A 20,485-nucleotide genomic window follows, 5' to 3' on the forward strand; every position below is an offset into this window, starting at 1 on the left:
TGCGGGGGGCCCCCGCCGCCAGGGCCCGCGTGGCGTGCTGGGCGGCTCGTCGCGCGGCGGCCTCGGCGGCCTCGGCGGCCACGACGGCCTGGCGTACGGCGTCGGCGGCAGGGGCTGGGCCGTCCTCGTCGGTCTCGTCCGCCGCCCGCCGGAGCGCCTCGTCCGCGGCGGCCGCCGCGTCGTCGGCGTCCTGCTGGGCCCTGCTCGCCCGCTCGGCCCGCTCCTGGGCCTCCCGGGAGCGCTCCAGCATCCGGCGCACCGCGGCGGCCTGGGCGAGCACGGCCATGGCGGCGGCGTACGGGTCGCCGGCCGTCTCCCGGCGCAGTTCGGCGAACTCCGGTGACTCCACCAGTGACGAGACGACCGTGTGGTTGACCAGCCGGGAGGGCGCCATCTCGGCGCGCTCGCGCAACCGCGGCCGGACCTTGTAGGCGGCCAGGAACACATCGGTGAGGAGATCGGTGGCGTGGTCGTGGCACCCGGTGAGCTCCTCGGCCACCTCGCGCAGCCCGGCCGACTGCTCATAGGTGTCGCGCCAGGTGATCCGGTCGAACCGGTCCGCGACCACGGCCGCGGTGTGCCGTACGGGATCGGTGGTGTGCCGTACGGGAGCGGTGGCGGACCGGCCCCGCCACGTTCCGGACCGGCTCGGCGGTTCGTCGGGCGCGGGCTCGGCGCGCTCGCTCACAGCTGGGCCTGCACCATGCTCGCGTCCACGCCGAGGGCCTCGGTGAGCACACGGGCGCGGACGGCGCGCTGGCGGCCGGTGACCCGGTCGATGGCGGCGGTGGAGCGACCGGCGCGCGCCGCGTCCTCGCGCAGCCTCTCCAGCCGCTTCGCCGCCATGGCGAGCTTGTTGTGGGCCTGTCTGATGACCCACTCGCTCAGCGCCTCGCGGGACTGCCCGGCCATGGCGTCGAGTTGGGCCTCCAGCTCATCGAGGGCGTCGGCCAGGTCGAGCGCCTCCTTGGCGTCGGGGTTGACCAGGTGCAGCACCTCGCGCTCGACGGTGGGGCGTTCGGCGGGGGAGTCCCACAGCACATGCGTCAGCACCGACAGGTCGGTCTCGGCGACCACCGGGCGGCCGTCGAGGTACGCGGACGCCTGGAGCAGGCCCACCGCCTGCCGCCAGCGGCGGTCGGAGGCGATGAGCTCCTTGCGGCGCAGGGCGGCCCGCAGCGTGCACACCGCGTCCACGATCGCGTCGGGCACGTCCACGGCCGGGACCGCCTCGGCCACGGCGTGTCGCAACGCGGTCAGCTCGACCGTGGTCCGTGGCGGTGCCGCCGGGCGGCTGACGGCGGAGCGGACCAGCGCGGCGAAGTTCGAGGGGTCTTCCAGGTAGCCGACCTCGACGCGCACCAGCAGCCGGTCGTAGATCGCGGCCGAGTCCTCTCCGCCGGGCAGCTCGTTGCTCGCGGTGATGGCCCCGATCAGCGGGCAGCGGATCGGCGGGCCACCGTTCTCGGGGTGGTAGATCCGCTCGTTGAGGTAGCCCAGCGTCTCGTTGAGCGCCGCCGTGGAGCACTTGAAGATCTCGTCGATGAACGCGATGTGCGCGGTGGTGGCGCGGCCGTCGTAGACCTGGCGGTACTCGCCCCGGGCCAGCGCGGCCACGTCGATGGGGCCGAACATCCGCGTGGGCGCGGTGAACTTCGACAGCAGGATCTCCCAGTACGCCGCGCCCTCGACCCTGCCCGTGAGCTCCCGGGCCAGCTCGGACTTGGCCGTACCGGGCGGGCCGAGCACCAAGGAGTGCTGCCCGGCCAGCAGCGTCACCACCAGCGTCCGCACCACGTCGGCGCGCTCGTAGAAGCGGTCCGACAGCTCGTCGGTGATGGCCCGCAGCCTCTTGGCGGTGTCCTGCGCGTCCGGCGTGTCCTGCGCGTCCGGCGTGTCGTCTGCGTCCGGCGTGTCGTGTGCGTCCATGTCCGGCATTCAACTCCCATCCCGCGACGCCCTGTTCAACCCACCCGACAACGCGTCGAAGGCGAGCGCCAGACGACGTTGATGCGCGGCACCGACCTCGTCGATGTCCTCTCCGGCGAGTCGTCGCTGCACCGTGTCGACGGCGACCGTGCGGTACGCGGCGACGAGCAGGGCTGCGGTCAGCGTGCTGTCGCCCGAGAAGCGCGTGTCGGCGTCGAGTTCCGCCGCGAGTGTCTCCTCCGCCTCGGACGCGAAGAGGCGAAGCCGTGCGATCAGCGCGGGGGACGCCATCACGGTGCGCAGGAACGGCTCGACACCCTCCCCGAGCCCGGACAGCACATGGCGTTCCTCGGCCAGTGCGAGGGCGGCTCGGCGCATGGCTTCGACGGGATCCGTGTCATCCGCGCGCTCGCGGAGCACGGCCCGCGCGGCGTCGAGGGCCTCCGGAAAGCGGTCGAACAGGAGGTCCTCTTTGCGGTCGAAGTGTGCGAAGACCGTCACCTTCGACACCCCGGCGGCCGCGGCGACCTCGTTGATGGTCACGTCGTCGAATCCGCGCTCCAGGAACAGCTGGGTCGCTACGGAAGCGATGCGAGCCCGGGTCTGCGCTCCGCCACGGTCCCCTCGATTCGGCATGTGACAACGCTAGCCCTTCCCATTACCTTTACCGAGTAAGCTTACCGGGTAAACCTAGAAGGAGCGTGTCATGCGGCGCAGCGATGTGATCGTCGTCGGGGCCGGGCCCACGGGCCTCTTCCTCGCCGGTGAACTGGCACTCCAGGGCGTACGGGTGCTGGTCCTGGAGCGGCTCCCGGAGCCCGATCCGACGATCAAGGCCGGGTCGATCAATGTCGCCAGCGCGGAAATCCTGGACCGGCGCGGGCTGTTGCCGGCCGCGGAGGACGTACAGCGGCGCCTGCTGGCGTCCGTCGGTGCCTTTGCCGGCCACGGCCGGAAGAACGCCCTCGTCAACCAGCTGGACCGGGGTGCGCGGGGGACGCGCCGCTTCCCGGTCGCCGGGCATTTCGCGGGCATGCTGTTCCGCGATGAGCTGGTCGATCAGGGCGATCCAGTGCTGGCCGCGCACACCGCGGCGTCGGGCGGCGTCCTCGTGCCCCAGTACGATCTCGAGCTGCTGCTCGGGGAGCACTGCGCCCGGCTCGGCGTGGAGGTGCGCCGCGGTGTCGAGGTGCGCGGTGTGCGCGGTGTGGGTGTGCGTGGCGTCGGTGGCACGCGACCCGCGGACGCGGACCTCAGCGACGACGCCGATGTCGTGGTGGAGACCAGCGCGGGCGAGCTGACGGCCGGGTGGGTCGTCGCGGCCGACGGCGGCCGCAGCGCGATCCGTCGGCAACTGGGCATCGGCTTCACCGGCACCGATCCGCAGCTGGTGGGGTACCAGGCGGTGGCCGACTTCGACGACCCCGGCGAGCTGAGCCGCGGCTGGACATGGACACCCCGCGGCATCTACGCCTACGGCCCGATCCCCGGGCGCGTTCTCGTCGCTCGCTTCGGGCCGCGGCCACAGGACCGCGACGCCCCGGTCACCCTCGACGAACTCCAGGCGGTCATACGCGATGTCAGCGGCGTCGATGTGACGCTCAAGGGCCTGCGCGGCCGTGCGACCCGCTGGTCCGACAACGCCCGGCAGGCCCAGTCCTACCGGCGCGGCCGGGTGCTGCTCGCGGGCGATGCCGCGCATGTGCACGCGCCGTTCAGCGGCCAGGGACTGAACCTCGGCCTCGGCGACGCGGCCAACCTCGGCTGGAAGCTCGCCGCGACCGTGCGGGGACGCGCTCCGGCCGGACTGCTCGACACCTACGAGAGCGAACGCCACCCGATCGCGGCATGGGTGCTCGACTGGACGCGGGCGCAGGTCGCCCTGATGCGCGGCGACGAACACACCGCGCGGCTGCGCGACGTCGTCGGCGGGGAACTGTTCGCCGCGCCGGGCGTGATGAACCGCGTGGTCGCGCTGACGTCGGGGATCACACAGCGCTATGACGTGGCCGACGTGGTCGGTGTCGCCGGTGTCGCCGGTGTCGCCGACAGGGCGGCGGGGCCGGTCGGCTCGATCGCCGGGGATGTCGCGCTGTCCTCCGGAGACCGGCTCGCCGACCACGCCCACGACGGCCGTTTCGTCCTCGTCGACCGTTCGCCCGACGGGCGCTTCGCCGGGGCCGTACGCCCGAGGGGGCACCGGATCGCCTACGTGGCGGATCCCGCCTCCGCCGCGTCGCCACCCAGCCTGCTGGTACGACCCGACGGCGTCATCGTCTGGGCCGCCGCACACGACACCGCCGCGTCCGACACCGCCACGCCGGTCACCGCCGCGTCCGACGACGGCGTCCTCAAGGAGCTCGACGCCGCGATCCAGCGGTGGGTCGACTCACGCTGAGCATGGCGCACGCCGCCTTCGCTCACCGCCCCAGGACCCGGTCGACCTCGGCCATCTGCCCGGCCGTGAGCGGCCCCTTCGCGATCGCGCCCGCGTTCTCCTCGACCTGGGCGACCGTACGGAAGCCGGGGATCGGGATCGTCCGCGGACTGCGGGCCCAGATCCAGGCGAGGGCGCCCTGCGCGAGGGTACGGCCGTCGCTGGTGAGGATGGACCGCAGGGCGTCGACCCGCTGGAGCCAGGCCGGGTCCGCGCCCGCGTTCGCGATGAACCCCGGCAGCCAGGCGGGCGGCGCGTTGCGGATGTCCCCGTCGTCCAGGGCGCGTCCGGCGGTGTGCTTTCCGGCGAGCAGCCCCATGGCGAGGGGGCTGCGGTTGATGCTGGCGAGGTCCGACTCGGCGCAGAGCGCGAGGAGTTCGGGCGCGTCCTGGAGGATGTTCAGACGGTGCTGGACGGCCGCGCAGTGCGGACCCTCGGCGAAGACGGCGGCCCGGTCGGGGTCATCGGTGCTCCACGCGTACGCGCGGATCAGTCCCTCCCGTACCAACTCCTCGCAGACGTCGCGGAGGTGAGCGGCCCGTCCTGGGTCGGCGTCGGAGATGTGGAGCTGGTACAGGTCGATATGGTCCGTGTTCAGGCGTTGCAGCGAGGCGGTCAGGGCGCGGCGGACATGCTCCGGGGAGTCGTCCTGGCCCTCGCGCACCCGGGTCCGCTCGTCGAAGACATTGCCCCACTTCGTGGCGACGACGACATCGTCGCGGTGCTTGCCGAGGGCACGGCCGAGCACGCGTTCGCTGTGGCCGGTGCCGTACGCGTCGGCGGTGTCGAAGAAGGTGACGCCGAGGTCGAGTGCGCGCCGGATCGCGCGCACCGACTCGTCGTCGTCCACCTTGCCCCAGCCCAGGGGCTGCCCGTCGGTGGACTGCCACTCACCGCCGATGGCCCAGCAGCCGAAGCCGAGGGGGCTCACATCGATGCCGCCGCGGCCCAGCGTTCTGTGGTGCGCCATGGTCTCCATGCCGGTGAACGGTAGGAGTTGAAGCGCACGCGAAGGCAAGCTCCGGTCACGGGCGGCCACCCGCGCCCATGACCGGAGCGATGGCTCAACGGCCGTAGTAGCTGTCGAAGTTCTTCGAGAACTCGCCGCCGTTGAAGCCGTCCCAGTTGATCGACCAGGCCATCAGCCCGCGCAGGGCGGGCCAGCTGCCGTGCGGCTCGTAGCCACCGCAGTCGGCCTTCTCCGTCAGGCAGTTGAGGGCCTTGGTCACATCACCGGGGGTGGTGTGGCCGTTGCCCGCGTTGGGGCTCGCGGGCAGGCCGATCGCCACCTGGGACGGGTCCAGCGGGGGGAAGACGTTGTCGGCCTTGCCCGCGACGGGGAAGCCGGTGAGCAGCATGTCGGTCATCGCGATGTGGAAGTCGGCATTGCCCATGTTGTGGAACTGGTTGTCCAGCCCCATGATCGGCCCGGAGTTGTAGTCCTGGACGTGCAACAGGGTCAGATCGTCCCGCAGTGCGTGGATGACCGGCAGATACGCCCCGGCGCGGGGGTCCTGGCCGCCGGAGGGGCCCGAGCCGTAGAACTGGTAGCCCAGCTGTACGAAGAAGGTCTCCGGGGCCATGGTGAGGACGAAGTCGGATCCGTACTTCGCCTTGAGCGACTTCACGGCCGCGATGAGATTGACGATGGACGGGGTCTTCGGGTTCTTGAAGTCGGTGTCGCCGTCGTCCAGCGACAGCGAGTGGCCCTCGAAGTCGATGTCGAGGCCGTCCAGTCCGTACTTGTCGATGATCGCCCCGACCGACTCGACGAACTTGTCACGGGCGGCGGTGGTGGTGAGCTGCACCTGGCCGTTCTGCCCACCGATGGATATCAGCACCTTCTTGCCCGCGGCCTGCTTGGCCTTGATGGCGGCCTTGAAGTCGTCCTCCGACTCGACGTTCGGGCATTCGCTCTGGGGGCAGAGGCTGAAGCGGATGTCGCCGGAGGTGGTGGAGGTGGGCTCGCCGAAGGCCAGGTCGATGACGTCCCAGCTGTCGGGTACATCGGCCATCTTGGTGTATCCCGAGCCGTTGGCGAAGCTCGAGTGGAGATAGCCCACGAGCGCGTGCTCGGGGAGTGCCGCCTTCGTGGTGGCGGAAGTGGTGCCCGCGTCGGAAGTGGTGCCCGCGTCGGCGGTCGTCGTCGAGACCGTGGCGAGCAGCCCGGCCGCGGCGACGGAGGCGCACACGCCGGTCAGGACCCTCTTGCTCAGGGGGAAACGGAGGCTCATGGGGGCCGCTCCTTGGTGTGGGGGGAAGACGGAGCTGAAGTTGGGGGGAGGGGGAGGGATGGACGGGAGACATGGGGGAGGTCGCGCGCCCATGAGACAACAGGACTAGACCACTAGTGTCAATGGTCCGGACCAAATCGGACGGCGGATCTTTACGTTCAGTGTTGCGTTGCCGAGGCGTTCGCTCCACGGCTGGTCGGCCGTATGCGTCAGCCCTCAGGGCCGCGGTCGCCTGAGGCCCGGTGGGGCGGGTCTTCGCCGGTGGCGCCGCAACCGGCGCGCCGGGCGGTGCCGGACGGCGGCCGATGGCGTCCGCCCGGCCGGGCGGCGCGGCCCGAGGTGGGCGTCAGACCGTGGACAGGTCGATGGCCCGGTCGACGTCGTCGGGGCGCAGCACCCGCAGAATGCCTTCGAGCAGGTAGTAGTCGGCGTACGGGAGCGAGATCTCGACGCCGTCCTCGCTCGGGCGGTTGCGGGTGCAGCGCGCCACGATCGCCTCGGCCCGCGCCGACTTCGTGGTCAGGCAGGTCTGCGAGAGCGCGGTGAGCAGCCGCAGCGCCGCCTCGCGGTAGCGCGGTTCGCCGGTGGCCCTGGACAGGTCGAGCAGACCGCAGGCCATGACCGCGCCCGCGGAGGCGTCCTTGATGTCGTGGGGTGCTTGCGGCGCGAGGTAGTCCCACACGGGGACGTTGTCCGGGGTGAGCGCGCCCAGGGCGAAGTCGGCGAGTTTCCGCGCGGTGGTGAGGAATTCCCGGTGGCCGGTCCGGCGGTGGATGGTGGTGAAGCCGTAAATTCCCCAGGCCTGCCCGCGCGACCAGCAGGAGGCCGGGCTGTAGCCCTGCACGGTGGCCGGGCCGAGGGCAGCGCCGGAGGACGGATCGAAGTCGTAGACGTGCGGGGTGGATCCGTCCGGGCGGGGGAAGTGCCGCTGGGTGGTTCTCGCGTGCTCCACGGCGATGTCGAGGTACGTGCCATCCCCGCTCTGGCTGCTCGCGAACGCCAGCAGATCGAGGTTCATCATCGTGTCCATGATGACCCGGCCCGCGTTCGCCTGCTCGTCCAGCGCTCCCCAGGCCCGGATGAAACGGCCACCCCGGCCAGAACCCGCCGACCCAGTCGCCGTTCTGGGAGTACGTCCACTTCTCGAACTTCGTACCGACCGGGAAGCCGCTCACCCCCGGTGCGACCGCGCGCAGCTTCGCCACCGCGTAGTCCGCCGTCTCGCGGAGGGTGCGGAGCGTGGCGGCATGGCCGGGGGCCTCCTCCGCCGCCCGGGCCGGGGGAGCGATCGAAGTGGCCGCCACCGCGGTACCGGCCGCGGTGGTCAGCAGGGCTCGCCGGGAAACGCTCATCAGTGTCCGCCCTTCACGAGGGTGCGTCCGACAACGACATGACGACATGCGGTCCGTGCGCTCGGCCGACTGTGGGGCGCGGGCGACATACCCGCGCCCCACAGTCGGACTGGTGAAGCTGGTGGAACTGGTGGAGCCGGTGGAGCGTGCTACGGGATCAGGGGTACTCGGTCACGTTCGCCACGTTGCTGCCCGCGTCCGAGGGACCTCCCGTGCCATTGATGACATGGTTGATGGTGCCGGTGCCGCCGAGCGAGACGGTGACCATGTCGTGGAACTTCACGTCCGGGCTCTGGGGAACCTCGAAGGCGTGCTCGGCGGTGACGGACTTGTTGGTGTTGAAGAAGCAGTAGCTGCCCAGGCCCCACGCCTCGTGGCGGTTGACCGAATCGGCCACCTTGTAGGCGGCGTATCCCTTGGTGGAGCCGTTCATCCAGGCGCCCTGGTCCGGCGGGTCGTAGGGCATCTCGTTCTGGTAGAAGTACGTGCGGCCGCCCTCGCCGTTCCAGGTGGTCTGGTGCTTCTGGTAGTGCTCGACGAACAGGCCGTACATGGTCACGTCGTCGCCGTTGACGACGAGCCCGTTGTCGGCCGTGTTGGAGTCCCAGCCGACGCCGTCGCCGTGGTCGGCGCGCCAGATCCACGTATGGTCGCCGATCACATCGGAGCTGTTGACCACCAGGCTGGTGGACGCCTTGCCCACGCCCGCGCCGCCGACCCGGAAGAACACGTCGTGCAGCGAGATGGGGTTGTCGGCGTGGTTCGCGGACGAGTCCTTCGGGCCCACCTCCATCAGCGTGTCGGAGTTCTCGGTGCCCGCGTCGATGAGCAGTCCCGCGAGCTTGACGCCGTCCACGTCGGCCACGTTCATCGCCGAGACCCCGTTGTCGGGAACCAGCGTGGCCAGCCCCAGGCCCAGTACGACGGTGTCGGGACGGGTCACCTTCAGCGGTGCGTCGAGGTGGTAGACGCCCGGGGTGATGAGCAGGTGCTTGCCCGCGTCGAGCGCCGCGTTCATCTCCTCGGCCGTGGCATCCGGCTTGGCGATGAAGAAGTCGCTCAGCGGGAGCGACTTGCCCTTCGGCGCGCCGGAGGACCAGGACGTGCCCGTCGAGTCCTTGCGCACGTCCGGCACGAACACCTTGTACGCGCCGTCGTCGTCGACGTACAGGAAGGGTTTCTCACGGGTGATGGGTGACTTGTCGACCCGGGTGTACGGCGGGTTGGGGAAGTCCCCGGCCGGGGCGTTCCGCGCGCCGACGAACACCATGTTCCAGTTGGAGCCGGTCCAGCTGCCCCATTCGGTGTTGCGGGAGAGCCACTGCTGCTGCGATCCGGACTTCACCTGCCCGTCGACCTTGGTGTCGGCCAGCAGACCGCCGCTGGACCAGCCGCCGTCGTCCAGTTGGAGATCGCCCTTCAGATGCATCCGGCGGTACGGGGCGGCCTGCGAGACGGCCCAGCGGTCCGCGCCGCCGTCCGGGTTGACGGCGAGGTTCTCGGCGTCGCGCCAGAAGTTCTGCGTCGCGTTGCCGTCGAACCAGTCGGCCTCGGCGTGCACCTGGCCGTTGATGGTGGTGTCGTCGGGCGACAGGCCGAGACCCGCCACCTGGGTGTAGAAGCCGACATTGGCCTTGACGTCGTACGAGCCGGGCTTGAACAGCAGGGCGTGCCGGGCCTGGCCGAACTGGTTCTTCTCCTGCTCGCCGAAGACCGAGTCGAGCTTGCCCTGGATCTCCTGCGCGGACATCGACGGGTCGAAGATCTGCACATTGGGGCCCAGGTCCGGCTCGGCGTCCGCGCCGTGCGCCGCCGGTACGGTCAGCGCCGCGGCGACGGCGCCGGCCAGCACGGCGAAGGCGGCGGTGGCGCGGGCGACGCGACGGCGTCGGCGGTGTCCGGGCCGGGTGGTGTCACCGGCGGTGTCCGCCCCGGTGGTGTCGTTCGCCCCGGTGGTGTCGTTCGTCATGGTGATGTGCCCCCTCAGCCCTGGTACCGGGCGAATATCCCGGTGAACTGCCAGGGCTCCTGGGCGACTCCGGAGCAGGTGTCGTCGTTCGGGTAGTCACCGGGGCAGGGGCGGTCGCGGTTGACGGACCAGAAGGAGAGCCGCGACAGGTGGTGCTCGGAGGCGTAGCCCAGGATCGACTCGAAGTCGTCCGTGGTGACGGTCTCCTTGACGTCGGTGATGCCGTTCATCGAGGACAGGCCGCTGTGCCGGTAGGCGTCCTCGTCGCTGTAGCCGTAGGCGCCCTTGACGGCGTTCTTCAGCCCGTCGGTGGCCTGCTTGGTCAGCTCGGCCATGTTCTGGCCCTCGCCGCCGAAGTCGAACGGCATGATGGTCCAGCTGTCGGCCTCGAAGTCGGACTCGGCGGCCCGGCGGATCATGCCGTCGTCGGGGCCGTGTCGATCGCTGGGGAAGGTGACGTAGGTGAGCAGCCCCGGGTTGTCGGCCTTCACCTGTTTCAGGGCGTCGATCGTCTTCTGCTGGACGGCCGGGTCGTTGTAGGCGTCGCCCTCGATGTCGATGTCGATGGCCTTGAGGCCGTAGGCGTCGATGACCTTCTGGTAGGCCCCGGCGAGGGCCTTCGCGTCGGAGCAGGACTGCTCCAGCTTGTTGCCGTTCGCGCCGCCGAAGGACGGCACCACATCGCCGCCCTTGGCCCGTACGGCCTTCACGGTCTGCTCGTCGGCGCCGCCGGCCAGCGGGCGGCTGCCGTCCCACTGAGGGTCGCAGTTGCCCGAGTCGAGGACGAAGGCGAGGGTGAACCAGCCGACGCCGGTGGCGTCCATCACCTCGCCCGGGTCCGGGGGGTTGCCCCAACCGTTGTAGAGGTAGGGGGCCACGGCGGCGGGCGCGGCGGATGCCGAGGCGCGGTCCTGACCGGTGTTGTCGGCCCAGGCGGCCGCGGTCGTGCTCGCGGCGGTGGCCGCGAGGGCCGCCGCCACGGCCAGGACGGTCCGCCGACGGCGGCGCTGGGAGCGGTCCCGGGCCGAGAGGTCTTCGCTGTGTTTCATGTGGGGGGATGCCTTCCTGACACGCGGACGGGCCCCGGCAGTGAGCATGTCCGTCGGACAGGCGCCGCCGCAGCCCGCGACATGCGGTGTCCGGCCGGAAGGTCACGGCCGGACTCTCGGGCCCATATATTTCGGGAGTTGAACGTGTCTCGTCAATAGGTCCGCACCAATGAATGACCTGCCTTCAAAGGCCGAACCCGCTGGCCGTGTCTCCGGCGTCCTCGGCGGCGAACAGCCCTTCGCGCGGTGACTTGTTGGCATATCTGGTCCATACCAAACCCTTGACAGGCTTTTCCTTCACTTCTTAACTCACGTAATGAACTAAGTACCGCTCAGATCGCTCACGCACCCGGTCGGCGCCGTAACCACTTGGTTCCCATGCGCCTCATGCCTCTCCGCACCTGTCATCACCTGTTTCTGGAAGGGAGAGTCATGGACTCCCCGCGCTTACCCCGGCGACTGCTGGTGTCCCTCGTCTCCGTCCTCGCCCTCGTGTCGCTGTCCACCGGACTGGCACAGGGCACCTCGGCCTCCGCGGCGAGCCCCGCCGCGAAGTCCACCGCGAGACCCGCCTCGGCGGCCGCCGTCACGTTCTCCGACGAGTTCGACGGGCCCGCCGGCTCCGCCGTCAACGGCGGCAAGTGGCAGATCGAGACGGGGGACAACGTCAACAACCACGAGCGGCAGTACTACACGGAGGGCAACAGCAACGCCGCCCTCGACGGCCAGGGCCACCTGGTCATCACCGCCCGCCGCGAGAACCCGGGCAACTACCAGTGCTGGTACGGACGGTGTGAGTACACCTCCGCCCGGCTGAACACCTCCGGCAAGTTCACCACCACCTACGGCCGGGTCGAGGCCCGGATGAAGATCCCGCGCGGGCAGGGCATGTGGCCCGCGTTCTGGATGCTGGGCAATGACATCGGACAGGTCGGCTGGCCCAACTCCGGTGAGATCGACATCATGGAGAACGTGGGCTTCGAGCCCTCCACGGTCCACGGCACCCTCCACGGCCCCGGGTACTCGGGTTCCGGTGGCATCGGCGCCGGCTACTCCCTGCCCGGTGGCCAGGCGTTCGCCGACGCGTACCACACCTTCGCCATCGACTGGAGCCCGAACGCGATCAGCTGGTCCGTCGACGGCACCGTCTACCAGCGGCGCACCCCGGCCGATCTCGGTGGCCGGCAGTGGGTGTTCAACAAGCCCTTCTTCGTGATCCTCAACCTCGCGGTCGGCGGCTACTGGCCCGGGGACCCCGACGGCAGCACCTCCTTCCCCCAGCAGCTCCTCGTCGACTACGTCCGGGTCAGCACCGACAGCGGACAGCCGAGCGGCGGTGCCATCACCGGTGTCGGTGGCAAGTGTGTGGACGTGGCGGGTGCCGACAACGCCAATGGCACGCCGGTGCAGCTCTATGACTGCAATGGGACTGCCGCGCAGCAGTGGAGTGTGGGTTCCGATGGCACGATTCGCGCGTTGGGGAAGTGTCTGGACGTGGCGTCGGGTGGTACGGCCGACGGCACCCTGGTTCAGTTGTGGGACTGCAATGGGAGTGCGGCTCAGCAGTGGGCGGTTCCGGCGGCGCGTGACATTGTGAATCCGCAGGCCAACAAGTGTCTGGATGCCACGGGCGGGAGTTCGGCGAACGGTACGCGGTTGCAGATATGGACCTGCACCGGCGCCGCCAACCAGAAGTGGACGGTGACCAGATGAGTGGCGGACTCCTGCGCGGACCCGGGATGCGCGGTCTGCTCGGCGCCGCGGCCGCCGCTGCCCTCCTCACCGGCCTGACCAGCCTCCCCGCCAGTGGCGCCGTGGCGGCCACGGGCCAGATCACCGGTGTCGGTGGCAAGTGTGTGGACGTGGCGGGTGCCGACAACGCCAATGGCACGCCGGTGCAGCTCTATGACTGCAATGGGACTGCCGCGCAGCAGTGGAGTGTGGGTTCCGATGGCACGATTCGCGCGTTGGGGAAGTGTCTGGATGTGGCGTCGGGTGGTACGGCCGACGGCACTCCGGTTCAGTTGTGGGACTGCAATGGGAGTGCGGCTCAGCAGTGGGCGGTTCCGGCGGCGCGTGACATTGTGAATCCGCAGGCCAACAAGTGTCTGGATGCCACGGGCGGGAGTTCGGCCAATGGCACGCGGTTGCAGATATGGACCTGCACCGGCGCCGCCAACCAGAAGTGGACGGCGCCCAGCGGCGACACCACGCCGCCCGGACCGGGTGCCATGGCCGTGGCCCCGTACCTCTACAACGGCTGGGGCAGCCCGCCGAGCCCCACCACCGTGATGAACGCGACCGGCGTCAAGTGGTTCACCCTCGCCTTCGTCCTCAGTAACGGCTACTGCGACCCGCAGTGGGACGGCGGCCGTCCGCTCACCGGGGGCGTCGACCAGCAGACCGCCAACACCGTGCGGTCGGCCGGTGGCGATGTCATCCCGTCCTTCGGCGGCTGGAGCGGCAACAAGCTGGAGAGCTCCTGCGGCAGCGCGGGCGAGCTGGCCGCCGCGTACCAGAAGGTCATCAACGCCTATGGGCTCAAGGCGATCGACATCGACATCGAGGCCGCGGCGTACGACAGCCCGACCGTCCAGCAGCGCACCGTCGACGCGCTGAAGACGGTCAAGGCCAACAACCCCGGCATCAAGGTGTACGTGACCTTCGGCACCGGCCAGAACGGCCCCGACAACAGTCTGATCAGCAAGGCCGCCGCTGCCGGGCTGACCGTGGACAGCTGGACCATCATGCCGTTCAACTTCGGGGGAGCGGGCCAGAACATGGGCCAGCTCACCATCCGCGCCGCCGAGGGGCTCAAGAACACGGTCAAGAGCGCCTACGGGTACTCGGACGACCAGGCGTACCGGCACTCCGGCATCTCGTCGATGAACGGCATCACCGACAACGGCGAGACGGTGACCGTCGCCGACTTCCGCACCATCCTCGGCTACGCCCAGCAGAAGCACCTCGCGCGGCTGACCTTCTGGTCGGTCAACCGTGACCGGCCCTGCACCGGAGGCGGAGCCGACACCTGCTCGGGCGTCTCCCAGCAGCCGTGGGACTTCACCCGCGCCTTCGCCCAGTACAGCGGCTGACCCCACGGTCCGACACATCTATTTCCTATAGGAATCTGGGACACGAGATCCGGCGCCTGATCCACAGAGGCGCCGGATCTCGCGCTTGCCGGGCGTCTTGCAGGGGTTTCTGTCGAGAGCCTTGACGGGATGGCTCGACTGGCACACCATCGCGGCATCAATTTCCTATGTGATTCGTGGGGGGTGAGGAGGTGCGTCTGCGGACCAGATCTCTTCTGCCGGGAGTTGTCGCCGTGGCGTTGCTGGCCACGGGTTCGGCGGCCTGCACACTCAAGAACTCGGGCGAGCCGGTGGGCGGGCAGGCCCCCGCCTCCGCGCGGGCGGGCGGCGGTTCGGCCGTGCTCGCGGACGGATCGGCCACCAAGGTCGCGCTCGTCCCGGGCGGCGCCCACCCCTACTTCCAGCCCTGGAAGACCGCCGGCGCCAAGGCCAGGAAGACCTACCGGCTCGGGGATGTGAGGTTCGACGAGACGGCGGAGTGGGACCAGCAGAAGCAGAACAACCTGCTGTCCACGCTCGCCGCGCGCGGCTACAACGCGTTCGGTGTCTTCGGGGTCTCGCCGACCGACATCAACACCACGTTCGCGGACCTGAAGTCGCAGGGCCTCGCCGTGGCATCGCTCGGCTCCTGCCCGGCGGGCAAGGAGAACGAGGCCGACTTCTGTCTCTCCACCGACGTCGAACTCGCCGCCTACAAGGCGGCCAAGGCCGCCATCGACGCCATGGGCGGCAAGGGCAGGCTGGTTCATCTGACGGGCAACAACGTGGACGCCAACACCCAGCTGCGGATCAGGGGCGTGGCCAGGGCCGTCAAGGAGTCGGGCGGCAAGGTACGGCTGCTCCAGACCGTCACCGACATCGACCAGGACCTCCAGACCGCGCAGAAGGCGGTGTCCGACCTGCTGACGGCAAAGGGCAAGCAGATCCAGGGCATCGTCTCCACCGCCTACAACCCGGCCGTCGCCGCCGCCGACGCCGTCAAGAGCGCCGGTTCGCGGGCGAAGGTCGTGGCCATCGACGACGACGCCAAGATCCTGAGCTCGCTCAGGCAGGGCACGGTCACCGCCACCGTCGTGCAGAACCCGGTGGGGCAGGCCGAGGTCGGGGCGTGGGCCCTCGCGCTGCTCCAGACCAAACAGTGCGCCATGCGCAGGCCCGGCCAGTCCGTCGACTCGGGCTCGTTCGTCGTCACCAAGGAGAACCTCACGACCTACGACCGTGCGCGGAAGGCGAAGACCGCCCAGCTGAAGAGGCGGTTCGCCGACGACGTCCTGGCCTGCGGCTGATCCCCGCCGTCACCGCGCCACAGAACGTCGCCGCGCCACAGCACGTCGCCGTACCGAAAGTCGCCGCACCACAGAAAGCGGACATCATCGGATGAGCATCATCACCACCGCCACGGCCAAGCTGGCCGACATCGCCGTGGAGACCGACCGCACCGACGCGGTGCAGTCCTTCGTCAAGCAGGAGACGGTACTCGTCGACCTCACCACGGCCGACGGCAGCGCGGGCACCGGCTACGCCTACACCATCGGCACCGGCGGCACCTCGGTACTGGCCCTGCTGCGGGACCACTTGCTGCCCGCCCTTATCGGACAGGACGCGCGCAACGTCGAGGCGCTGTGGCAGCGGCTGTTCGCCCTGACCCGCGCGACCACCACCGGAGCCATCACCTCGCTCGCGCTCGCCGCCGTGGACACCGCGCTGTGGGACGTGCGCTGCAAGCGCGCGGGTGAGCCGCTGTGGCGGCTGGCCGGCGGCCACCGCCAGGAGGTTCCGGTCTACGACACCGAGGGCGGCTGGCTCCATCTGACCCCCGACGACCTGGTGAAGGGGGCGCTGCGGGCCCAGCAGGCCGGGTGGGCCGGTATCAAGATCAAGGTGGGCAAGCCGCACCCCGCCGAGGACGCCGAGCGGCTGCGCGCGGTACGCGAGGCCGTCGGCCCCTCGCCGCACATCATGACGGACGCCAACCAGTCGCAGACGATGTCCTCCGCCCTCCGGCTGGCGGCCGCGCTGGAGCCCTACGACCCGTACTGGCTCGAGGAGCCCCTTCCGGCGGACGACATCAGCGGCCATGCCCGGCTGGCGCGGGCGACACGGATCCCCGTCGCCGTCGGCGAATCCCTCTACGCGCTCCCGCAGTTCCGCGGCTACCTCGAGACGGGCGCCGCCTCCGTCGTCCAGGTCGACGCCGCCCGCGTCGGCGGGATCACGCCCTGGCTCAAGGTCGCCCACACCGCGGAGAGCCACAACGTCATGGTGTGCCCGCACTTCCTGATGGAACTGCACGTCAGCCTCGTGGCCGCGGTGCCCAACGGCGGCTATGTGGAGCACATTCCGCAGCTGCGGGCCGTGACCCGCGGCGAGCTGACGATGCGCGACGGGATGGCCGTGGCGCCCGACGTGCCGGGCATCGGCATCGACTGGGACATGGACGCCATCGACGACCGGAGAGTGGCATGACGCCCGTCATCCCGCCGGGCAGCGCCACCCGCTCCGCCCCCGCCACGCCATCGCGCCCCGCGCACCGGCTGCCGTTCTGGGTCAACCAGCGGCTCGGTCTGCTGGTGCTCGTCGTCGGCCTCGGCGCCCTGTTCGGTGTGGTGGAGCCGACCTTCCTCGACGCGCGACTCGTGCTGTTCCCGCTGGTCCGGGACGTCTCGACGCTGACCGTGGTGGCGCTCGCCCAGATGGTCGTCCTGTCGGTGGGGCAGATGAACCTGGCCGTCGGGCGGATGGCCGCCTTCGGAGCGCTGTTCGCGGGGCTCGGATACGACCGGCTGGGCCTGCCACTGCCGCTCGGCCTGCTGCTGTGTCTGTGCGCCGGAGCCGCCATCGGCGCGCTGACCGGCTGGATCATCACCCGTACCGGGGTGAGCTCCTTCGTCGTGACCCTCGCGATGGACTTCGCGCTGCTGGGACTCGTCTCCCTGCTCTACTCGGCCCTGACCGAGAACGCCGCCTTCACCACCAAGCCGTCGGGGCTCGCGGAACTGCGCTCGTACTCGCTGGCCGACATCTGCGTCGGGCCCGTGTGCGGATCCCCGGTGATACCGCAGCTGGCGCAGTTCACCGTCCTGGCCCTGCTCGGCCTCGGTTTCCTGTACGGCGCCACCCGTATCGGCCGGGAGCTGCTGCTCACCGGCGCCAACCCCGCGGCGGCGGAGCTGTCCGGCATTCCCACCGGCCGCCGCGTCATCCTGGCGCACACGCTCTCGGGGCTGCTCGCCGCGCTCGCCGGATTCATGGCCGCCGTCAGCACCGGAACGTTCCGCGCCTCCATCGGGGACGACTTCATGCTGCCCTCGTTCCTCGGCTCGGTGCTCGGCGGCACCCTGCTCACCGGTGGCGTCGTATCCGTGGTGGGAGCGCTGCTGGGCACCGCCCTGGTCGGCGTCATCCGCAAGGGCCTCGATCTGCTCGGGGTGGGTCTGGAGAGCCTGAACATCTACCTCGGTTGCGTTCTGCTCCTGGCCCTCTCGGCCGACCGGGTGCGCACCGTGGTGTCCCATCGCAAGGTGGTGCGCTCCACATGAACACGGTCCGCGATCGGGGTGCCGCGGCCCTGCGCCGCTTCTCCCGCTCCACGACGATGACCCTGCTGTGCGTGGTGCTCATCGGCTACCTCGCCCTGGGCGTCGCCTCCTCCGGCTCGTTCTTCGAGGGCCCTTCGGAGCGCACCTTCCTGCGGTACCTGGCCACCCCCGTGCTCATCGGGCTGGCCCAGATGGTGGCGCTGTGCGTCGGACAGCTCAATCTCGCGGTCGGCGCGCTCGGTGGCTTCACCGCCTGCTTGATGGGCGTCCTCATGGCGGACCAGGGCATGCCCGCCGGGGTCGCGGTGGTGGCCGGGGTGCTGGTGGCCACGGCCGTCGGGCTGGTGACCGGCCTGTTCATCGTGGGGACGAGGATCAACGGCTTCATCGTCACCCTCGGGACGATGACGATCCTCCAGGGGGCGCAGTACGGGCTGACCGGCACCCGCACCGTCGACGGATACTCCGCCGCCCTGAGGGACTTCGGCCGCGCCGCCCCGCTGAACGTGCCGCTGGTGTTCGTCACCGCGCTGGCCGCCGCGGCCCTGCTCGCCGCCTTCCTGTACCGCGCCACCGCCGGTCGGCGGCTGCTCGCGGCGGGTGGCAATCCGCTGGCGGCCAGGCTGTCGGGCATCTCCACCGACCGGCAGATCGTGCTCGCCCACGCCCTGTCGGGGCTTCTGATCGGCGTCGCCGCCCTGACCGCCACCGCGTCACTGCCCGGAGTCAACCGCAGTGTGGGCGGCGACTGGCTGCTGCCCAGCTTCGCGGCTCCCATCATCGGCGGTGTCGCGCTCACCGGAGGCTCGGTCGCGGTGCTCGGCACGGTGCTCGCGGCCTTTGTGATGCGGCTCATCGACGCCGCACGGGCGCAGTTCTCGCTCGATCCGAGCTGGGTGAACTTCCTCATCGGCGTGGTCGTGCTCGGCACGGTGGTGGGCGGCCGCATCCACCAGAGCCACGTGGCCAGGAAGGGCGGCTCGCGCGGGAGCGCACCGCCCGCACCACCGCGGAGCGACGCGCGGGCAGCCGCCGTGTCGCCGCACACGGGAGGCTCCGGATGAACGACGTCCTTCTCGCATGCCAGGCCATCGTCAAGGTGTTTCCCGGTGTACGGGCCCTGGACGGCGTCGGACTGCGCCTCACCGCCGGGTCCGTCCACGCACTGCTCGGCGAGAACGGCGCGGGAAAGTCCACCCTCATCAAGGTCCTGACCGGGGTGCACACCCCCGACAGCGGCCGTCTCGTCTGGTGCGGCCGCGAGGTGCGTCCGCGCTCGCCACTGGAGGCCACCCGCACCGGCATCGGCGTGGTGCACCAGGAGCGCAATCTGATCCCGGGCTTCTCGGTGGCCGAGAACATCACGCTACAGCGCCCTCCCGCACACCGCGGTCTCATCGACCGCGCGGCCATGACCGACCCCGCTCTGCGGTGCCTCGGCGAGCTCGGCCTGGACCTCGACCCGGACCGGCCGGTCCGTGAACTGTCCGTGGCGCAGCAGCAGTTGGTGGAGATCGCCAAGGCCCTGTACACCGAGAGCCGGGTGCTGCTCCTCGACGAGCCGACCGCATCCCTCTCCCCGCGCGAGGCGGAGCGCCTCTTCGAGGTCGTGCGGCGGCTGAAGGCCCGGGGGACGTGTGTCGTCTTCGTCAGCCACAAGCTGGAGGAGGTGTTCGCCATCTGCGACACCGTCACCGTGCTGCGCGACGGCGCCTCCGTGCTCGAGTCGTCACCACTCGCCGAGCACACGCAGGACGACGTGGTCGGTCTCATGGTGGGCCGCGCCCACGCGGCGACGCAGATGCGTCCCCGGGAGGTGGACACCTCCGCTCCGCCGGTGCTCTCGCTCGACGGAGTGTCCACCGCCGCCGGGCACCGGGACATCGGCCTGGACGTCCGGCCCGGCGAGATCGTCGGGCTGTACGGGCTGGTCGGCGCGGGACGCAGCGAACTGGTCAAGGCCGTGCTCGGCCTCGACCGCGTCACCGGCGGCGAGATCCGGGTGCGTGGCGAGCCGGTGCGCATCGCCTCTCCCCGGCAGGCGCTGCACCGCTTCGGCATCGGCTATCTCACCGAGAACCGCAAGGAGGAGGGGGTCTTCCTGGAGCAGCCCATCGCCCGGAACATCACGGTGACGGTGTGGAGGCGGCTGGCGAAGGCGCTCGGGTTCGTCTCCGCGCGCGAGGAGCGGGACGTGGCGCACGACCTCGTCGAACGTCTCGGCATCCGCGTCGCCGGAATCGGACAGCACGCCGGTGAGCTGTCCGGCGGCAACCAGCAGAAGGTGAGCCTGGCGAAGTGGCTGGCGGCCGACACCCGGCTGCTCATCGTGGACGAGCCGACCGTGGGTGTCGATGTGCGCACCAAACACGCCTTCCACGAACTCATCTGGGAGCTGGCCCGCGATGGCCTGCCCATTCTGCTGATCAGCAGCGACCTCACCGAGATGATCACGCTCGCGGACCGGGTGGTGGTGATGGCCGACCACCGGATCCGCGGCGAGGTCGACAACGACCGCGACTACGAGCGGATGAGCGGCCGGATCATCCGCGTCATCCACGACCGCGCGACGTCGGCGGTGCGCCCGCGGACGGTGGAGGCGTAACGCACGTGGCGCGGGGCCCTGACCCATGTGTGCGGGTCAGGACTCCTCGTCCCGGCTGAGCTGGCGCCCGAGGCTGCGGGCGAGGTGCTCCGCCATCGCTTCCGCCGCCCGGTCGGCATTGCGGCGCAATATCGCGTGCACCACGCGCTGGTGCTCCGCGAGGGTCGGGTCATCCGCGCCGAGCTGGTTGCTCAGCCGGAAGATATGCAGATGGGAGTGGAGCCGCTGCACCGCGTCCGCGAGCAGCGGCCGCCCCGGTGCCCCGGCGGTCGCGTC

The 20,485-nt window shown here is 70.5% G+C and carries 14 protein-coding genes and 3 pseudogenes; 8 read left to right on the forward strand and 9 right to left on the reverse strand.

Annotation, left to right across the window (positions count from 1 at the left end):
• The 3 genes and pseudogenes from ABD329_RS06745 to ABD329_RS06755 all read right to left on the reverse strand — a co-directional run.
• Positions 1-688 (reverse strand): annotated as a pseudogene (locus tag ABD329_RS06745) (hypothetical protein); the annotation flags it as partial.
• Positions 685-1,929 carry an AAA family ATPase gene (locus ABD329_RS06750; RefSeq protein ID WP_344316099.1) on the reverse strand — a complete coding sequence of 415 codons (1,245 nt, stop codon included), beginning with the start codon at positions 1,927-1,929 and terminating at the stop codon, positions 685-687. The pseudogene ABD329_RS06745 and the gene ABD329_RS06750, both read right to left, overlap by 4 nt.
• A 9-nt stretch (positions 1,930-1,938) precedes the next feature.
• Entirely contained in the window at positions 1,939-2,565 is a 627-nt protein-coding gene (locus ABD329_RS06755) for a TetR/AcrR family transcriptional regulator (protein WP_344316101.1), read from the reverse strand.
• Between the two features lie 70 nt (positions 2,566-2,635).
• On the opposite strand from ABD329_RS06755, the gene ABD329_RS06760 reads away from it, so the two are divergent.
• Positions 2,636-4,327: an FAD-dependent monooxygenase gene (locus tag ABD329_RS06760; protein ID WP_344316102.1), complete on the forward strand. Its 1,692-nt coding sequence runs from the start codon at positions 2,636-2,638 to the stop codon at positions 4,325-4,327.
• Positions 4,328-4,349: 22 nt separating this feature from the next.
• On the opposite strand, the gene ABD329_RS06765 is transcribed toward ABD329_RS06760, so the two are convergent.
• From ABD329_RS06765 to ABD329_RS06785, 5 genes and pseudogenes are all read right to left on the reverse strand, one after another.
• Positions 4,350-5,345: an aldo/keto reductase gene (locus tag ABD329_RS06765; RefSeq protein ID WP_344316103.1), complete on the reverse strand. Its 996-nt coding sequence runs from the start codon at positions 5,343-5,345 to the stop codon at positions 4,350-4,352.
• A gap of 85 nt (positions 5,346-5,430) precedes the next feature.
• A pseudogene (locus ABD329_RS06770) lies at positions 5,431-6,567 on the reverse strand (chitinase); the annotation flags it as partial.
• Positions 6,568-6,946: 379 nt separating this feature from the next.
• Positions 6,947-7,621, reverse strand: a complete 675-nt coding sequence (locus ABD329_RS06775) for a YyaL domain-containing protein (protein ID WP_246618550.1) — start codon at positions 7,619-7,621, stop codon at positions 6,947-6,949.
• Positions 7,622-8,109: 488 nt separating this feature from the next.
• Positions 8,110-9,921 carry a coagulation factor 5/8 type domain-containing protein gene (locus ABD329_RS06780; RefSeq protein ID WP_246618551.1) on the reverse strand — a complete coding sequence of 604 codons (1,812 nt, stop codon included), beginning with the start codon at positions 9,919-9,921 and terminating at the stop codon, positions 8,110-8,112.
• 14 nt (positions 9,922-9,935) lie between these two features.
• Positions 9,936-10,811: pseudogene (locus tag ABD329_RS06785) on the reverse strand (chitinase); the annotation flags it as partial.
• A 591-nt stretch (positions 10,812-11,402) separates the two neighbouring features.
• On the opposite strand from ABD329_RS06785, the gene ABD329_RS06790 reads away from it, so the two are divergent.
• The 7 genes from ABD329_RS06790 to ABD329_RS06820 all read left to right on the forward strand — a co-directional run bounded on the left by ABD329_RS06790 (position 11,403) and on the right by ABD329_RS06820 (position 20,209).
• Positions 11,403-12,683: a glycoside hydrolase family 16 protein gene (locus tag ABD329_RS06790; protein WP_198277939.1), complete on the forward strand. Its 1,281-nt coding sequence runs from the start codon at positions 11,403-11,405 to the stop codon at positions 12,681-12,683.
• Complete coding sequence (locus ABD329_RS06795) at positions 12,680-14,065, forward strand: chitinase (protein WP_198277940.1); 1,386 nt, start codon at positions 12,680-12,682, stop codon at positions 14,063-14,065. Before ABD329_RS06790 ends, ABD329_RS06795 begins: the two co-directional genes overlap by 4 nt.
• A gap of 191 nt (positions 14,066-14,256) precedes the next feature.
• Positions 14,257-15,351, forward strand: coding sequence for a substrate-binding domain-containing protein (locus tag ABD329_RS06800; RefSeq protein WP_198277941.1), 1,095 nt, complete (start codon positions 14,257-14,259; stop codon positions 15,349-15,351).
• Between the two features lie 91 nt (positions 15,352-15,442).
• A complete protein-coding gene (locus tag ABD329_RS06805) occupies positions 15,443-16,531 on the forward strand; it encodes a mandelate racemase/muconate lactonizing enzyme family protein (RefSeq protein ID WP_198277942.1) in 1,089 nt (362 codons plus the stop codon).
• Entirely contained in the window at positions 16,528-17,604 is a 1,077-nt protein-coding gene (locus tag ABD329_RS06810; RefSeq protein ID WP_198277943.1) for an ABC transporter permease, read from the forward strand. Before ABD329_RS06805 ends, ABD329_RS06810 begins: the two co-directional genes overlap by 4 nt.
• The gene (locus ABD329_RS06815) at positions 17,601-18,668 is read left to right on the forward strand and encodes an ABC transporter permease (RefSeq protein ID WP_198277944.1); all 1,068 of its coding nucleotides are present in this window, start codon (positions 17,601-17,603) and stop codon (positions 18,666-18,668) included. The genes ABD329_RS06810 and ABD329_RS06815 overlap by 4 nt, the downstream gene beginning before the upstream one ends.
• The gene (locus tag ABD329_RS06820) at positions 18,665-20,209 is read left to right on the forward strand and encodes a sugar ABC transporter ATP-binding protein (RefSeq protein WP_198277945.1); all 1,545 of its coding nucleotides are present in this window, start codon (positions 18,665-18,667) and stop codon (positions 20,207-20,209) included. Before ABD329_RS06815 ends, ABD329_RS06820 begins: the two co-directional genes overlap by 4 nt.
• 36 nt (positions 20,210-20,245) lie before the next feature.
• On the opposite strand, the gene ABD329_RS06825 is transcribed toward ABD329_RS06820, so the two are convergent.
• A partial coding sequence (locus tag ABD329_RS06825; protein ID WP_344316104.1) for an FCD domain-containing protein occupies positions 20,246-20,485 on the reverse strand: 240 nt, incomplete at its 5' end.

Origin of the sequence: Streptomyces javensis (genome assembly GCF_039525925.1) — a bacterium.
GTDB classification, from domain to species: Bacteria; Actinomycetota; Actinomycetes; order Streptomycetales; family Streptomycetaceae; genus Streptomyces; species Streptomyces asiaticus.

Coding starts and splice junctions, on each gene's coding strand:
- ABD329_RS06750 (WP_344316099.1), bottom strand. CDS start 1,929: ATGGACGCACACGACACGCCGGACGCAGACGACACGCCGGACGCGCAG.
- ABD329_RS06755 (WP_344316101.1), bottom strand. CDS start 2,565: ATGCCGAATCGAGGGGACCGTGGCGGAGCGCAGACCCGGGCTCGCATC.
- ABD329_RS06760 (WP_344316102.1), top strand. CDS start 2,636: ATGCGGCGCAGCGATGTGATCGTCGTCGGGGCCGGGCCCACGGGCCTC.
- ABD329_RS06765 (WP_344316103.1), bottom strand. CDS start 5,345: ATGGAGACCATGGCGCACCACAGAACGCTGGGCCGCGGCGGCATCGAT.
- ABD329_RS06775 (WP_246618550.1), bottom strand. CDS start 7,621: ATGATGAACCTCGATCTGCTGGCGTTCGCGAGCAGCCAGAGCGGGGAT.
- ABD329_RS06780 (WP_246618551.1), bottom strand. CDS start 9,921: ATGACGAACGACACCACCGGGGCGAACGACACCACCGGGGCGGACACC.
- ABD329_RS06790 (WP_198277939.1), top strand. CDS start 11,403: ATGGACTCCCCGCGCTTACCCCGGCGACTGCTGGTGTCCCTCGTCTCC.
- ABD329_RS06795 (WP_198277940.1), top strand. CDS start 12,680: ATGAGTGGCGGACTCCTGCGCGGACCCGGGATGCGCGGTCTGCTCGGC.
- ABD329_RS06805 (WP_198277942.1), top strand. CDS start 15,443: ATGAGCATCATCACCACCGCCACGGCCAAGCTGGCCGACATCGCCGTG.
- ABD329_RS06810 (WP_198277943.1), top strand. CDS start 16,528: ATGACGCCCGTCATCCCGCCGGGCAGCGCCACCCGCTCCGCCCCCGCC.
- ABD329_RS06815 (WP_198277944.1), top strand. CDS start 17,601: ATGAACACGGTCCGCGATCGGGGTGCCGCGGCCCTGCGCCGCTTCTCC.
- ABD329_RS06820 (WP_198277945.1), top strand. CDS start 18,665: ATGAACGACGTCCTTCTCGCATGCCAGGCCATCGTCAAGGTGTTTCCC.